Genomic DNA, 15,642 nt, shown 5'->3' on the forward strand with positions numbered 1-15,642 from the left:
TTTCATGAAGTTTCTCGGCACCTTAACCGTTGCATTTCGCTACGCCTACCCCTTGCGCGCAATGGTCGCGCAGCCTACGACAGGTTATGCCTCGCGATGCTTTCTCACATGTCTCCACTTGGGTCTTTGATCTGGATAACACGCTTTATCCACCACAGGCGCGCCTGTTTGATCAGATCGAAGTCCGCATGACCTCTTGGGTGATGGATACATTAGGTGTCGATCACGCCGAAGCGGATCGGTTGCGCAAGCATTATTGGAGGACGCATGGCACCACATTGGCCGGATTGATGCGCGAACACGACGTCGACCCCGAACCGTATCTTGTGGACGTCCACGATATATCCATGGACAGCCTCACCCCCGACCCCACGCTTGCCGCCCGTATCCGTGCCCTTCCCGGTCGGCGGATCGTCTATACCAATGGTTCGGCCCCCTATGCCGAACGTGTTCTGAGTGCGCGCGGTTTGTCTGGCATTTTTGATGCTGTATACGGTGTTGAGCATGCAGGGTTTCTGCCCAAACCCGAGAGGGAGGCCTTTGACGCGGTGTTTGAATTGGATCAGCTCGAACCCCAAGTTGCAGCAATGTTTGAGGATGATCCCCGCAATCTGGCTGTCCCCCATGAAATCGGCATGCGCACTGTGCATGTGGCCCCTACCCGCGCCGACGCGCCGCATGTTCAATTCCACACAGACAACCTATCTACATTCTTGGATCAGCTGACTTAAAAAGAGAACCGGCTATGACAAACACCTGTGACATACTGATATCCGGTGGCGGCATTGCGGGGCTTACGGCTGCTGCTGCCTTTGGCAACGCTGGGTTCAGCGTGATCTGTGTTGAGCCAACTCCACCTGTAACAAACGCCGCGGCACAGGGTGCCGATCTGCGCTCTACCGCGATGCTGCAACCCGCCAAGGCTTTGTTAGAGCGCGCAGGCCTATGGGATGCCTTGGCCCCACATGCTGCGGCGTTGCAGGTCATGCGGATCATTGATGCAGGCGGTCTAGAGGCCGAGCCACGTGTCAGCCGCGAATTTGATGCCTCAGAAATTTCAGACGCCCCGTTCGGTTGGAATTTTCCCAACTGGCTGCTGCGCCGTGAAATGCTGGCCCGTTTAGACGGGCTGGATACGGTCGATTTCCGATCGGGTATTGGCACGGCGCGTTTGTTCACCCGTGAAGGGGGCGCCAAGGTGACCCTTAGTGACGGTTCCCGCGTTGAGGCGAAACTGGTCATCGCAGCAGACGGGCGAAATTCAGCCATGCGGTCGGCGGCGGGGATTGGCGTCCATACGCAGCGGTATGGGCAAAAGGCGATTGTCTTTGCAGCCACGCACCCTTTTCCCCATCAGAATGTTTCAACCGAAGTGCACCGCACCGGCGGGCCTTTCACCTTGGTCCCCCTGCCAGATCATGAGGGAAAGCCCTGTTCAGCGATTGTTTGGATGGACGATGGCCGCCTTGCGAATGAGCGCATGGAAATGGACACCAGCACCTTCGAGGAACTTGCCTCGGCGCGCTCCTGCAACCATTTTGGCCCCCTCACGCTGGTAAGCCCCCGTCAGGTGTGGCCAATCATCACGCAGCACGCACAACGCCTTAGTGGTGAGCGCGTTGCCTTGATTGCAGAAGCCGCCCATGTGATCCCGCCTATCGGCGCGCAGGGGCTGAACATGTCATTGAATGATATCGCAACCCTGCTGGACCTCGCTGAGCAGCGGCCAGAAGGCTTGGGCGATGCTGCGATGCTCGAAGCTTATCACAAGGCGCGCTATGGCGATATTACCCTGCGTGTGCGTGGCATTGATCTGCTCAACCGCACAAGCCAAGCCGCCGGAACCCTAGCCAGAGATGCACGTGCCGCTGGCCTGAGCGCGCTGTATGGCGCGGCCCCTGTTCGCAAGATGCTGATGCAGATGGGCCTTGGGATGCGTTAGGCCTCTTTGGCTTTTTCCGCCTCTATCGCCTCTGCGCGGGCTTCTACCTGCTCGACGATGTGATCGACCATTTGGGCGTTGTCCTGTTTATGGCTTTGCTTGCCCGCCAGATACACCATCCCCGAACCCGCACCGCCTCCGGTAAAGCCGACATCCGTCATCAGCGCCTCACCCGGGCCATTCACAACACAACCGATGATCGACAGGCTCATCGGGGTTTTAATGTGCTCCAGACGTTTCTCAAGCTCTTCAACGGTTTTGATCACGTCAAACCCCTGACGCGCGCAGGAAGGGCAGGAAATAATGTTCACGCCGCGGTGGCGCAGGCCTAGGGATTTGAGAATCTCAAAACCCATTTTCACTTCTTCAACAGGATCAGCCGATAGCGAGACACGGATTGTATCGCCAATACCGTTCCACAGCAGGTTCCCCATACCGATGGCCGATTTCACCGTGCCAGAGATCAGGCCACCCGCTTCGGTAATGCCGAGGTGGATGGGCGCATCCGTGGCTTCGGCCAATTGCTGATAGGCGGCAGCGGCCATAAAGACATCCGAGGCTTTGCAGCTGATTTTAAATTCGTGAAAATCGTTATCTTGTAGGATCTTGATATGATCCAAGCCGCTTTCGACCATCGCGTCGGGGCATGGCTCACCGTATTTTTCTAGCAGGTGCTTTTCCAAGCTCCCTGCGTTTACGCCAATGCGGATCGAGCAATTGTTGTCGCGTGCAGCTTTGATTACTTCTTTCACGCGCTTTTCGTCACCGATATTTCCGGGATTAATGCGCAGGCAAGCGGCGCCCGCTTCGGCGGCTTCGATCCCGCGTTTATAGTGGAAATGGATATCCGCAACGATTGGCACAGGGCTTTCGCGTATGATCTCTTTCAACGCGGTTGAGCTTTCTACATCGGGGACAGAAACCCGCACAATATCTGCACCCGCCTCGGCTGCGGCCTGCACCTGCGCGATGGTCGCACGCGCATCAGTGGTGAGCGTATTGGTCATCGTCTGCACCGAGATCGGCGCATCCCCACCTACAGGGACATTCCCCACCATAATCTGGCGGGATTTTCGACGGTAAATATTGCGCCACGGACGGATGTGATTAAGCGACATGTCAGCCTCACGAAACAGTTCAGACATACATCACCTAACTTCGCAGGAAGGTGGCTGCAATGGTAAGCTGGGTCAAAGGGGAAGGATTACGGCGAAACGGCCAAACGTTTACTGGTCTTGGTCCGTTGTTTCCGCTGGTGCTTCTGCTGCCGCGCGCATTTCGGCGACCATGACTTCCAAGGCACTGTCTTCACCCGGTTGTGCGGGTTCATACAGCTCGGCCAATGCTTGCTGGTGCAAAGGCACGTTAGAGGTAACGCTGCCGCGCCCGCCGACAGGGCCGAAGAATTCGCCATTCATCACAAAGTAAACCGCGCCGCTTTGGCCCGTGCGCAGCAAAGGCGCCTCTTCAAGGGCAGGAACGTCGAACGTATCGCCCTTTTGCATTACTTTTTCATAGATGTTGGTGCCATCGGCAGCTGTCACACGCACCCATGTTTCACTGGTTGCGACAACTTGAACGGCTGGTGCTGGACCTTCAAGAACCTGAGGAACAGTAAGCCCCCCTGTCGCTGCCGAACCTTCTGCCAAAACATCGCTAATCGCGCCATCCACAGCAGCGGCCAACCGATCTGGGCTTGTTGTTGCGTTCGGGCCAACCGGCGTCTCAAACAAGCCGCCAGTGCGCGGATCAAGTGAGGCGATGGGCGCGTCACGCGCAACAAGAACAGGCACGTCAAGCGCCGCAGGCCGATACAGACGATCCAGCGCCTCAACCCGTGGTGCATCAGCTAGAACAGCCGTATTTGGCGCCACGCCATTATCGAGCGTTGGTTGAGACGGAAGGCTTGCTTGCAACGGGTCCAAATCAGAAAGGACAACAGGCGTTTGATCCACAGGGGAAACCTGTACGCGCTGAACTTCCTTCAAAACGCTCCACCCGCCAAAACCGATGGCTGCGATCAAGGCGACCAGCACCAAAGAAGAGCCAATCGCCGCAGGTTCAATCCGTGCGAACACACCATCGCCAGTTGGCGCGAAAGGCATCGCAGGGCGCGAGAAAATATCATGTTCGTTTGTTTTGCTCAGCCGCTCTTCGCGTGTGGGTTTGTTAACCACAGAGGCTTCGGCAGACATACCATGGGCAACGCTAAACCCGCTTTCGTTACAAAACGCATCGAACGCCTTGTCAGGGTCCATATCAAGATAGCGCGCATATGATCGCACGTAGCCAGCAATAAACCCAGGTGTGTCAAAGGCATCTGGATCGGCATTTTCGATCGCCGCGATATAGGAAGCTTTGATCCGCAACTCGCGTTGGACATCCAACAGAGATTTCCCAAGCGTTGCACGCTCGCCGCGCATTAGATCACCAAGACGTAATTCAAAGGCGTCAAAACCTGATGGTTTGACATCCTCGGCTTCTACTTTCTTGGAGGCCCAACGCCCTATCATACAAATGCCCTAGTCTAGTTTTTGTGCCTGCCGCGCCTTTGACAACCAAATATCTTGATTCGTCACGCGTCTTGTTAGGCTAATGTTAGCATAGTGCAAAGATATTAGCGAGTAATTGGCTTGTTAACCAGCTTGTTCGGCACGATTCAGCGCACAATGGGCCCAAAGCCCGTCCATTGCACTCACAAGCGCATCCATTTCCCGCGGACCGTGTACTGGCGAGGGTGTGAATCGCAGCCTTTCGGTCCCGCGCGGGACCGTTGGGAAATTGATCGGCTGCACGTAAATGCCATGTTCATCCAACAACATGTCCGACAGCAGTTTGGTATGGACTGGATTGCCAACCATCACAGGAACGATATGGCTTCCGTGATCGATGATCGGCAGCCCCAATCCTTTGAGACGCAGCTTGAGCGCTTTTGCCTGTTGCTGGTGCTTTTCACGCAATTCAGGAGAGCGCTTTAGAAAGGCAACCGATGCCGCCGCACCTGCCGCTACCGCTGGCGGCAGTGACGTGGTGAAAATGAAACCGGGCGCATATGAGCGGATCGCATCGCACATCTTGGCTGATGCCGCGATATAACCGCCCATCACGCCATAGGCTTTGGCAAGGGTTCCGTTAATGATATCAAGGCGATGCATCAGGCGATCCCGTTCGGCCACCCCTGCCCCGCGCGGGCCGTACATGCCCACCGCGTGCACCTCGTCGATATAGGTCAACGCGCCGAATTCATCGGCTAGGTCACAGATTTCTTCGATCGGGCCAAAATCACCATCCATCGAATAGATGGATTCAAAGGCGATCAACTTTGGGGCGTCGCTGTCATCAGCCTCAAGCAGCTCACGCAGGTGGGCCACGTCGTTGTGGCGGAAAATACGTTTGGCACCGCCGTTGCGGCGCACCCCTTCGATCATGGAGGCGTGGTTCAGCGCATCCGAATAAATGATCAGCCCCGGAAACAGCTTTGGCAGCGTGCTGAGCGTCGCATCATTTGCGATATAGGCCGAGGTGAACAGCAAAGCTGCCTCTTTTCCGTGCAAATCGGACAGCTCTTCCTCGAGGCGCTTGTGATAGACGGTTGTGCCGGAAATGTTGCGTGTGCCGCCTGATCCCGCTCCGGTTGCGTTGATCGCTTCGTGCATCGCCTCTAGAACAACGGGGTTTTGCCCCATGCCTAAATAGTCATTTCCGCACCAAACAGTGATATCCTGCGACGTACCATCTGGCTTGTTCCAGACTGCATGTGGAAAGTTCCCGTTGCGGCGTTCGATGTCGATAAACGTGCGGTAACGGCCTTCTTCGTGAAGACGGTTTAGCGCATTATCAAGCTGTTCCGAATAGCTCATGAAGTCTCTCCAAAATCGTCACACGATACACATAGGCCTCGTGATGCTTGTCGATCAGATATAGAATGGTTCCAAGTGCATCAATACACAATCAGGCGCTTAGTGTCGCAGGGTTGTTTCCCATCGGAAAATTCAACCACTGGACATCACATTAGCGCCTGTTAGGGTCGGACAAAATCCCCCTTATCAGGAGCTTACCTTCATGTCGCTCGACGCTGTCCTCGCCCAAATCGACAAAGACCTACCTGCCGCTACCGAACGTTTATTAGAGCTGCTGCGCATCAAATCCATCTCAACGGACCCTGCCTTTAAAGAGGACTGCCAAGAGGCCGCCGACTGGCTGGTGAAAGACCTGCAAAGCATTGGTATCCCAGCGGAAAAGCGTGAAACACCAGGGCATCCGATGGTTGTCGGCCATATTGGGCCAGAGACGGGCAAGCCGCATTTGCTGTTCTACGGTCACTATGATGTGCAACCGGTTGATCCGCTAAACCTGTGGGATCGTGACCCGTTTGATCCCGCCGTAGAAGAAACCGATGCAGGCCCCGTAATCCGCGGGCGCGGCGCGGCGGATGACAAAGGCCAGTTGATGACATTTGTCGAAGCTTTTCGCGCGTGGAAAGAGGTAAAGGGCGACTGGCCTTGCCGGATCACCTTCTTTTTTGAGGGCGAAGAGGAATCAGGTTCGCCTTCGCTGGTGCCCTTTATGGAGGAAAATGCGGATGAGTTGCGCGCCGATTACGCCATGATCTGCGACACTGGCATGTTCGAAAGCAAAACGCCCTCGATTGTGACCATGCTGCGGGGGTTACTGGGCGAAGAGCTGACCATCACCGCCCCTGACAAGGACCTCCACTCGGGTATGTTTGGCGGCATCGCCATGAACCCCGTGCGCGTGTTGTCTAAAATCATTGCCTCCCTTCACGATGATCAGGGCCGCATTACAGTTCCTGGCTTTTACGATGGTGTTCCAGAGCTGAGCGATGAATTGGAAGCCCAGTGGCAGGGCCTTGCCTTTGATCATTCGGCCTTTTTGGGGGATGTGGGCCTATCCGACCCAGCGGGTGAACAGGACCGCACCCCGCTTGAGATGATCTGGTCGCGCCCGACCTGCGAAGTGAACGGTATTGGGGGCGGTTATCAAGGTGACGGCTTCAAAACCGTGCTCCCCTCCCAAGCCAGCGCCAAGATTTCATTCCGCCTTGTCGGCGATCAGGACCCCCTCGCCATCCGCGAGAATTTCCGCAAGATGGTTGAAGACATGCTGCCTGCGGATTGCTCGGCCGAGTGGGCAGACCACGGCGCCAGCCGCGCCTCGGGGACCGCAACAGACGCCCCCGCATTTGGACAGGCGTTAAAGGCGCTCACCGACGAATGGAACGTCCCCGCCGCCTATATCGGCTGTGGCGGGTCGATCCCGATTGCGGGGCACTTCCAGAACATTCTGGACACCACGCCGATGCTGATCGGTTTTGGTAAGGACGACGATCAAATCCACTCTCCCAATGAAAAATACGACATGGAGAGTTTTCACAAAGGGATGCGATCATGGGCCCGCATATTGGACGCGGTCACGTAAACAGCTTTTGGGGGCGCGTTGAGCGCCCCTTTTTTCAATTCAAAACCGGAGTTTCTATGTCTATTTTTTCAAAGCTACCCTCTGTCGCAGCCGTTGCAATTGCCGCAATCGCCCTTGCTGCACCTGTGCATGCGGGCACTTGTTACAACTCGATCCCTGATCGAGATAAGTGGTTGGGAAATTGGGTTAAATCCATCCCACCAAAGGGCCAAAAGGCGCAAATAAGCGGCAAGGAATACTCGCGCGCCGCCGCGATTTCCCAAGCGAAGAAGGATATTACCGAAGGCTATTCAAAGCGCGGATCAGACGTAAACGAAAGCCCCGCTGGCCTGTCGGCATTGGCGATGATCAAGGCAAAGAACAACGAAGCGAAGGCGATGAAAATCTATGCCCGCTCCAAACAAGAAGTCAGCTGGGAAGATGCGACTGCCTGCTGGCGGTAATTTGCGAAACAAATTGAAAAAGGGGCGCGGCAAATCATCTGCCGCGCCCCTTTTTACGCTAAATATCTAAGGTTACAGAACCTTATCAACCACGGCCTTCAAACGGCCCAATGTGGCATCGACATCATAGAGTTTATCCAACCCGAACAGCCCCAATCGGAAGGTGCTAAAGCCGTCAGGCTCTCCCACCTGCAACGGGACCCCTGCCGCGATCTGCATGCCTTCGGCAGCGAATGCCTTGCCCGATTTAATGTCTGGGTCATCTGTATAGCTCACGACCACACCGGGGGCGCCGAAACCATCGGCGGCAACGGATTGGATACCTTTAGCAGCCATCATCGCACGCACACCGTCGCCCAGACGCCACTGGGCCTCTTTCAGGCGGTCAAACCCGTAGTCTTTGGTTTCTTGCATTGTGTCGCGAAATACCCGCAACGCATCCGTTGGCATTGTCGCGTGATAGGCGTGTCCGCCGTCTAGATAGGCCTGCATGATCGCGTGCCATTTCCCCAGATCAATCGCAAAGCTGTCTGATTGGGTTTCCCCCAGCTGCGCAATGCCGCGATCAGACAACATTACAAGCCCCGCACAGGGCTGCGCGCTCCACCCTTTTTGCGGTGCCGAAATCAGAACATCGACGCCAAGCGCCTCCATATCCACCCAAGCACAGCCAGAGGCGATACAATCCAGCACCATCAACGCGCCGACATCATGGGCAGCCTGTGCCATTGCGGCGATATAAGCATCTGGCAGGATCACCCCCGCCGAGGTTTCCACATGAGGGGCAAACACAACCTGCGGCTTTTGAGTTTTGATTGCCTCGATGACATCTTCTATCGGGGCGGGTGCAAAGGGCGCTGGTGCTTCGTTACCCTGCGCGCGGGCTTTCATCACGGTGGCGTTTGCGGTTAGGCCGCCTGTTTCGATGATCTGACTCCAGCGGTAGGAAAACCAGCCATTGCGCACAACCAACACATCACGGTCACGAGCAAACTGACGCGCAACCGCCTCCATCGCGTATGACCCACCACCAGGAATAACCACGGCAGATTGCGCATTGTACACGTCACACAGCATCGTGTGGATATCACGCATGACCTCCTGAAAGGCCGCGCTCATGGAATTGAGCGACCGGTCCGTGAATACAACCGAAAATTCCTCTAGACCGTGTGGATCTACGGTATCAAGTAACGCCATCTGTTTTCTCCTATCCCAATGTTACACTCTGCTTACGCAGTGCAGCGCCTCTTGGCAAAGTCTATCTTAAGCCGACCAAAGCCGCCCCTGTGCCCCCTTATAAAGGCCCCGCGAGGCGCTCTTCGCTCAACAAAACATTTGCCTCGACCTCCCCTGCGCCTGGCAGGGTCATGATACGGCGGCGCAAAACCCGTTCAAAATCTGGTAGGTCACGGGCAACAACCCGCAGACGGTAATCATACAACCCCAGCACATGCTCGACGCTTTGCACCTCTGGAATGGCGGTAACCGCGCGTTCAAAATCCTCTAGACTGACGCGGCCACGCAGGGCCAGTTTGACCCCCAGAAAAACCGTCACACCAAAGCCCAGCTTTTCCGCATTCAACTTTAGATGACGCCCACGGATCACCCCCGCCTCTTCCAAACGGCGAATGCGCCGCCATGTGGCGGGTTGGCTTAGCCCCAGCCGCCGCCCCATCGCCCCCGCCGATTGCGTGGCATCACGGGCCAAAGCACGCAAAATCTTTGCGTCAATCTCGTCAAGCTCGATCATAACGGCAGGCCCTCACTGCTTTTGATCCGCGCCACATGCATTAGGGCTTCGATCTCAGAGATATGAGGCAGCGTTAGAATGCGGCTGCGATAGATTTCCTGATAATGCGCCATATCGCGGGCGATGATGGAAAGGCGAACGTCAACGCGCCCTAGGAAGGTCTGCAATTCGATGACCTCGGGAACCAGACGCGCCTCGGCCATAAAGGCATCAAATGCGTTGCCTTGGGTTTTGTCCAAGGTAATGCGCAAAGAGACCTCTACCGCATATCCCAGCGCCGCCCAATCGATCACCGCGCCGATACCGTTCACGATACCCAGCTCTTGCAAGCGCGCGATGCGCCGCGTGACACGGCCTGTGGTCATGCCCGCACGCTCTGCAAGCTCCCCCTGAGAGAGGCTCGGCTCGGCCTGCCAATAGCGTAATAGGCGTCGATCCTCATCATCAAGCATGATTTTTCCACAAATTTAGAAATGGGCGAATAACTTCATTTATTTTTCACGAAAAAACCCGCCATTCAACACTTAAATCAAGATCAACATCAGATAATGTGCGGCCAAATCAACCCTCGGAAGGAAAAGAACATGCGCGTTTATTATGACCGTGATTGCGACGTTAACCTCATCAAAGATGCCAAAGTGGCGATCCTCGGCTATGGCTCACAGGGCCACGCCCACGCGTTGAACCTACGTGACTCAGGCGCGAAAAACCTCGTTGTTGCTCTTCGCGAAGGTTCCGCATCCATCGCAAAAGCCGAAGGCGAAGGCCTGAAAGTTATGGGCATCGCAGAAGCCGCAGCATGGGCTGACGTGATCATGTTCACCATGCCCGACGAATTGCAGGCCGAAACCTACAAAAAATACGTTCACGACAACATCCGTGAAGGCGCTGCCATCGCATTCGCCCACGGCCTGAACGTACACTTTGGCCTGATTGAGCCTAAAGAAGGCGTTGACGTGATCATGATGGCGCCAAAAGGCCCAGGTCACACCGTACGCGGCGAATACACCAAAGGCGGCGGCGTGCCTTGCCTTGTTGCTGTTGACCAAAACGCTTCTGGCAAAGCGCTGGAAATCGGCCTGTCCTATTGCTCCGCCATCGGTGGCGGCCGCTCGGGCATTATCGAAACCAACTTCCGCGAAGAGTGTGAAACCGACCTGTTCGGCGAGCAGGCTGTTCTGTGTGGCGGCTTGGTTGAGCTGATCCGCTGTGGCTTTGAAACATTGGTCGAAGCTGGTTACGCACCAGAAATGGCCTATTTCGAGTGCTTGCACGAAGTGAAGCTGATCGTTGACCTGATCTATGAAGGTGGTATCGCCAACATGGATTACTCGATCTCCAACACAGCTGAGTACGGCCAGTACGTCACCGGTCCACGCATCCTGAACTACGACGAAACCAAAGCCCGCATGAAAGACGTTCTGTCTGACATCCAGCAAGGTAAATTCGTACGTGACTTCATGCTTGAAAACGCCGTTGGCCAGCCAACAATCAAAGCGGCACGTCGCGCAAACGACGAGCACATGATCGAAGAAACAGGCGCAAAACTGCGCGGCATGATGCCTTGGATCTCTGCTGGCAAAATGGTCGACAAATCCAAGAACTAAGGCCTAGCCAGTTCTGAATATTCCCGAAAAGGGCCCGAGAGAAATCTCGGGCCCTTTTTGCGTTCCCGCCTTGCCCAGCACGGCAAACTCGCCCTAAGTGTTGCAATGGAAAACACCCCCCAAATCTCACCTTTGAACTGGCTTGCCATTGCGACCCTTGGCTTTACGTGGGGCGGCACCTTTTTGGTGACCGAAATCGCACTGGCAGAGGGGATGCCCCCCTTTTGGCTGGCGGCCTCACGTATTTCATTTGCCGCCATTTTGATGGGGGTGGTTTGGTTATTCCTTGGCTTGCCGTTGTTTGAAGGGCGACCATCAGCGGCGGTAAAACGCGATGTTTTTATTTTGGGTGGGATCAGCTCGACAATCCCCTTTGCTTTGATTGCATGGGGGCAGCAATTTGTAACCGCAGGGTTTGCTGGCGTCTCCATGGCCTCCATTGCCCTTATCGTGTTGCCGCTTGCGCATGTCTTTATCCCTGGGGAACGCATGACCCCGCGCAGGGCGTTGGGGTTCCTCATTGGTTTCGGCGGAGTGGTCATTCTGATCGGCAGCCAAGCCTTTGAAAGTTCTGGTAATACCTACGAAACACCTGGGCGCATCGCCTGTGTTCTTGCCGCTAGCTGCTATGCAATCGGCTCGATCATCATGCGACGCCTACCACCAGTCCACCCCATCGGCCTTGCAACAGTTTTGCTGATCATCGGGGCTGTGATGATTATCCCTCTTGCTTGGGCTACCGCCCGTGCCAACGCCAAAACTGCTGGCGGTACTTGCCTTTCTAGGGCTTATTCCAACTGCCGCTGCAAATCTGCTGAGGGTTTTAGTGGTCCGCAGCGCAGGCCCTGTCTTTATGTCACTTGTGAATTATCAAGTGCCGGTTTGGTCGGTGGTGTTAGGCGCCTTGATCTTGGAAGAAGCGCTCCCCAGCTCGCTGCTCTACGCTCTGGCCCTGATCCTCATCGGTGTCGCCCTCAGCCAATACGGAGCCCTTCGGCGCCTCTTTGCAGGCTAAGGACCCGTCCGGCGCGCACCATCAAGGCACGCGCTACCAAAAGCATATTGTGCAGGCTTTGCCTGCTCATCGGGATCAGGCCTTTACGGCGTCCTCAACAGCCGCAACAACGCTCATAACGGCTTGCGACATCAGCTTGGCATCTTCATGCTCTGCCATGACCCGCACCAAAGGTTCGGTGCCCGATTTGCGGATCAACAGACGTCCACCGCCCGCCAGATCAGCCTCGGCCTGCGCAATTGCTGCTTTCACGTGCTGATCTTCCAGTGGTGTCTGCCCAGCTTCAAAACGCACGTTCTCAAGAAGTTGGGGAACGGGATCAAACTGGTGCATCAGCTCGGAGGCTGGTTTTTCTGCGCGCAGCATTTCTGCCAGAAATTGCATCCCAGCCATCAGGCCATCGCCCGTGGTGGCATAATCTGTCATGACGATATGACCTGATTGCTCACCACCAAGGTTAAAGCCCCCTTGGCGCATCCGCTCAACAACATAGCGATCGCCGACGCTGGTTCGTTCCAATTTCACGCCGCGATCCGACAGGAAGTGTTCAAGCCCGAGGTTGCTCATCACCGTCGCGACCAGCGCGTCCCCCTTCAGGCGCTCCTCGGCCTTCCAGCGCGCGGCCATCAGCGCCATGAACTGATCCCCATCCCCAACGCGGCCCTTTTCATCCAACAGGATCACGCGATCCGCGTCACCATCCAGACAAATCCCCACATCTGCCCCATGCGCCACAACCGTTTCCGCCGCTACTTGCGGGTGGGTTGAGCCACAGCTGGCGTTGATGTTGTGACCGTTGGGCGAAACGCCAACGGGAATGACCGTTGCGCCTAGCTCCCACAAGGCCATCGGCGCCACGTGGTGCGCCGCGCCATTTGCGCAATCAATGACCACCTTTAGGCCATCCAAACGCATCTGCCGTGGAAAGCTGGATTTCACCCGCTCGATATAGCGGAAACGGCTGTCATCGATACGTTTCGCACGCCCGATCTCCGGCGCGGTGGTTGGCTCCACCCCTTCCGCGACAAGCGCTTCAATCTCTGCTTCAACCTTGTCAGACAGTTTGAAACCGTCTGGGCCAAAAAACTTGATCCCATTGTCCTGCGCAGGGTTGTGGCTGGCCGAGATCATAACCCCCAAATCAGCCCGCATCGACCGCGTCAAAAGCCCGACAGCTGGTGTTGGCACTGGCCCCAGCAGCAGCACGTTCATCCCAGTTGAGGTCAACCCCGCCGTGAGAGCGTTCTCAAACATATAGCCAGATAGGCGCGTATCCTTGCCAATCACCACGCGGTGGGCCGAATTTGCGCTCTCCCTGCGGAAGTAGCGACCAACCGCCGCGCCAATACGCAGCGCCATTTCAGCGGTCATAGGGTGAATGTTTGCCGTGCCGCGCACGCCGTCGGTACCAAATAGTTTTGTCATACCGCTATTGTGCCACGCAGGCCCGCCAAAGTGCAATGGCTTGCGCGGTTTCGGCGACATCATGCACACGTAAAATTTGCACACCTTGTGCGAGCCCCGCCAGACCAACAGCAATAGACCCCGGCGCCCGATCAGCGGCACCCTCAGCCCCCCCTATTGTGCCAATAAACCGCTTGCGCGAAGCACCTAAAAGGATCGGCACTCCAAGGCTGTGAAACAGGCTCAGCCGCGCAAGCAGTTGCAGGTTATGCTCTTGCGTCTTTCCAAACCCGATCCCGGGGTCGGCAATGATCTTTTCGCGTGCGATCCCTTGCGCCTCTAGCGCGGCAATGCGGTCTTCCAGAAAATCATACACATCAAGGATGACATCATCATATCGGGGGTCATTCTGCATTATTGCAGGGTCCAATGGCCCATGCATGACGCAAACAGGAAGAGCCGCCTGCGCTGCGACGCCTGCCAAAGCGGGGTCATAGGTAAAACCTGACACATCGTTGATCAGGTCAGCGCCAGCGGCGATCCCCGCACGGGCCACTTCCGCCTTGCGCGTATCCAGCGAGATAACCCCATCATATCCTCTCGCGCGCAGGCCCGAAACCACGGGAACAATACGGCGGATTTCCGTGTCTATTGCGACTGTCTCGGCGCCAGGGCGCGTGGACTCACCACCGACATCCAAGATATCAGCCCCAGCCGCCGCCATCGCAAGGCCCGCTGACACAGCATCCTGAGCCGCAGCGTGCAGACCTCCGTCAGAAAAGCTGTCTGGTGTGGCGTTTAAAATCCCCATGATATGGGGGCGCTCCCCAAATTGCGCAGGTCGTCCCCTGAGGGGGGGCAACGCCTCTGGCGGGATCTGGTCAATTTCCGCGATCTTTGGCGGTGCGCCACGGTGCAACACCTCGACATGGGTGAACCACCCCCACCCCTGCGCAAGGGTTATTGCCTGCCGTGGGCGGGCAACATCGCATTGAACAATCGGGCGGTAATAAGCGCGCGACATCTTACAGCGTCTCTTGTTTTGCTGACACCTTACGCAATGGCACAGATGCCCCTTCTGGCAGGTCCGCGCCAATCACCAGCATTTCGCGCGCCTCAAAGGTTGAGGCGAACCAAGCTGCCAGCGCAACAGCATCCGCCGTCTGGGCCGAGGGGGTATCCACGCTATCCAACACAATCTTGGAGGGCGCCCAAACGCTGGTCTGGCCGTTCTTCATGGCCCAATCCAGTTCTGTTCGCGTTTGAACAACCACGCAACGGTCGTCTTTCGAGGCCAAGACCCATGCGTTTTGCTCAATCGCCAAAAGGTCAATGCGCCGCTGGGCCATCTTATGGGCAACCTGTGGCGCCGCAATATCCGCAGCCCCAACGCATAAGATCAGCGGGCGGCCCTGTTCATGCAACTGATCCAACCACGCCTTTAGAAAATCTGATTCAATCGCCTCGTTGCTCAGAAATACCAATTCGGGATGCGGTGCTGGCTCGGCTGCGATTTCGGCGGGCGGGGCACCATCACGTGCCCGAACAATTTCAACGCCCAATGCCCCCGGACCGCGGTCCAGCTTTTCTATGCGTACAAAAACCCGCATGGCCTGAGGCTCTAGCAGAATGCGTTCGGCCACGCGTTCAGCCAATGTTTCCAGCAGCGCCAGACGTTCCACGGCAAGCTCCGCAGAAATCGCTTCGGTAACGCGATCATAGGACAGGATGCGATCTACATCGTCATCAATCGGCCCCGTAAGCGGCTGAACCTCGACAACGATGTTAAAACATATCCGTTGCTGAACACCGCGTTCAGCCTGAAATGCGCCGATCTCAACCTCGACAGTGTGATCGCGGACCGAAATGCGATCTAACGCGTCGATGGTAGAGGTTGCCGCCGCCCGTTCGGACGGGTGGGCAAAAGCAAGGCGCGTTTCAGAGGACATGGAAGACTCCCAACTGGTCTGGTCATGGCGCGTTTATACTGCACCACCGCAGAGGTCGAGGGCGACAAACGGCCTCAAAGGGGCGCTTTGCGT

The 15,642-nt window shown here is 56.3% G+C and carries 14 protein-coding genes and 1 pseudogene; 6 read left to right on the forward strand and 9 right to left on the reverse strand.

Features of this window, described 5'->3' with window-relative positions:
• Window positions 1–86 precede the first annotated feature (86 nt).
• Together Z948_RS0102535 and Z948_RS0102540 are read left to right on the forward strand one after the other, a co-directional pair.
• Window positions 87–731: a pyrimidine 5'-nucleotidase gene (locus Z948_RS0102535; protein ID WP_025058004.1), complete on the forward strand. Its 645-nt coding sequence runs from the start codon at window positions 87–89 to the stop codon at window positions 729–731.
• 14 nt (window positions 732–745) lie between these two features.
• Window positions 746–1,942 (forward strand): UbiH/UbiF family hydroxylase, encoded by a 1,197-nt coding sequence (locus tag Z948_RS0102540; protein WP_025058005.1) that lies wholly within the window; start codon window positions 746–748, stop codon window positions 1,940–1,942.
• Here Z948_RS0102540 and ispG read toward each other — a convergent pair.
• The 3 genes from ispG to hemA all read right to left on the reverse strand — a co-directional run bounded on the left by ispG (window position 1,939) and on the right by hemA (window position 5,802).
• Window positions 1,939–3,060 carry a flavodoxin-dependent (E)-4-hydroxy-3-methylbut-2-enyl-diphosphate synthase gene (gene ispG / locus Z948_RS0102545; RefSeq protein WP_025058006.1) on the reverse strand — a complete coding sequence of 374 codons (1,122 nt, stop codon included), beginning with the start codon at window positions 3,058–3,060 and terminating at the stop codon, window positions 1,939–1,941. The two genes, Z948_RS0102540 and ispG, sit on opposite strands and share 4 nt — an antisense overlap.
• A gap of 108 nt (window positions 3,061–3,168) precedes the next feature.
• Window positions 3,169–4,455, reverse strand: coding sequence for a helix-turn-helix domain-containing protein (locus Z948_RS0102550; RefSeq protein WP_025058007.1), 1,287 nt, complete (start codon window positions 4,453–4,455; stop codon window positions 3,169–3,171).
• A gap of 123 nt (window positions 4,456–4,578) precedes the next feature.
• Window positions 4,579–5,802: a 5-aminolevulinate synthase gene (hemA, locus tag Z948_RS0102555; protein WP_025058008.1), complete on the reverse strand. Its 1,224-nt coding sequence runs from the start codon at window positions 5,800–5,802 to the stop codon at window positions 4,579–4,581.
• A 202-nt stretch (window positions 5,803–6,004) separates the two neighbouring features.
• Here hemA and Z948_RS0102560 point away from each other — a divergent pair, with 202 nt between their 5' ends.
• On the forward strand, window positions 6,005–7,381 hold the full coding sequence (locus Z948_RS0102560) for a M20/M25/M40 family metallo-hydrolase (protein WP_025058009.1): 1,377 nt from the start codon (window positions 6,005–6,007) through the stop codon (window positions 7,379–7,381).
• 56 nt (window positions 7,382–7,437) lie between these two features.
• The gene (locus tag Z948_RS0102565; protein ID WP_156023489.1) at window positions 7,438–7,824 is read left to right on the forward strand and encodes a hypothetical protein; all 387 of its coding nucleotides are present in this window, start codon (window positions 7,438–7,440) and stop codon (window positions 7,822–7,824) included.
• A gap of 72 nt (window positions 7,825–7,896) precedes the next feature.
• Here the strand turns inward: Z948_RS0102565 and Z948_RS0102570 are convergent, their stop codons facing one another.
• From Z948_RS0102570 to Z948_RS0102580, 3 genes are all read right to left on the reverse strand, one after another.
• Entirely contained in the window at window positions 7,897–9,021 is a 1,125-nt protein-coding gene (locus tag Z948_RS0102570) for an aminotransferase class V-fold PLP-dependent enzyme (protein ID WP_025058011.1), read from the reverse strand.
• Window positions 9,022–9,118: 97 nt separating this feature from the next.
• Entirely contained in the window at window positions 9,119–9,574 is a 456-nt protein-coding gene (locus tag Z948_RS0102575) for an Lrp/AsnC family transcriptional regulator (protein WP_025058012.1), read from the reverse strand.
• Entirely contained in the window at window positions 9,571–10,026 is a 456-nt protein-coding gene (locus tag Z948_RS0102580; RefSeq protein ID WP_025058013.1) for an Lrp/AsnC family transcriptional regulator, read from the reverse strand. Before Z948_RS0102580 ends, Z948_RS0102575 begins: the two co-directional genes overlap by 4 nt.
• Window positions 10,027–10,158: 132 nt before the next feature.
• Between Z948_RS0102580 and ilvC the strand changes: the two genes are divergently transcribed.
• Window positions 10,159–11,181: a ketol-acid reductoisomerase gene (gene ilvC, locus Z948_RS0102585; RefSeq protein ID WP_025058014.1), complete on the forward strand. Its 1,023-nt coding sequence runs from the start codon at window positions 10,159–10,161 to the stop codon at window positions 11,179–11,181.
• 105 nt (window positions 11,182–11,286) lie between these two features.
• Window positions 11,287–12,196: pseudogene (locus tag Z948_RS0102590) on the forward strand (DMT family transporter).
• Between the two features lie 75 nt (window positions 12,197–12,271).
• Here Z948_RS0102590 and glmM read toward each other — a convergent pair.
• Genes glmM through Z948_RS0102605 form a run of 3 tightly spaced genes read right to left on the reverse strand, consistent with a single transcriptional unit; the run spans window position 12,272 to window position 15,549 of the window.
• Entirely contained in the window at window positions 12,272–13,621 is a 1,350-nt protein-coding gene (gene glmM / locus Z948_RS0102595) for a phosphoglucosamine mutase (protein WP_025058016.1), read from the reverse strand.
• A gap of 4 nt (window positions 13,622–13,625) precedes the next feature.
• On the reverse strand, window positions 13,626–14,624 hold the full coding sequence (folP, locus tag Z948_RS0102600) for a dihydropteroate synthase (RefSeq protein WP_025058017.1): 999 nt from the start codon (window positions 14,622–14,624) through the stop codon (window positions 13,626–13,628).
• Window position 14,625: 1 nt separating this feature from the next.
• Window positions 14,626–15,549: a dihydroneopterin aldolase gene (locus tag Z948_RS0102605; protein WP_025058018.1), complete on the reverse strand. Its 924-nt coding sequence runs from the start codon at window positions 15,547–15,549 to the stop codon at window positions 14,626–14,628.
• Between the last annotated feature and the right edge of the window lie 93 nt (window positions 15,550–15,642).

Source organism: Sulfitobacter donghicola DSW-25 = KCTC 12864 = JCM 14565, from assembly GCF_000622405.1.
Taxonomy (GTDB): Bacteria; Pseudomonadota; Alphaproteobacteria; order Rhodobacterales; family Rhodobacteraceae; genus Sulfitobacter; species Sulfitobacter donghicola.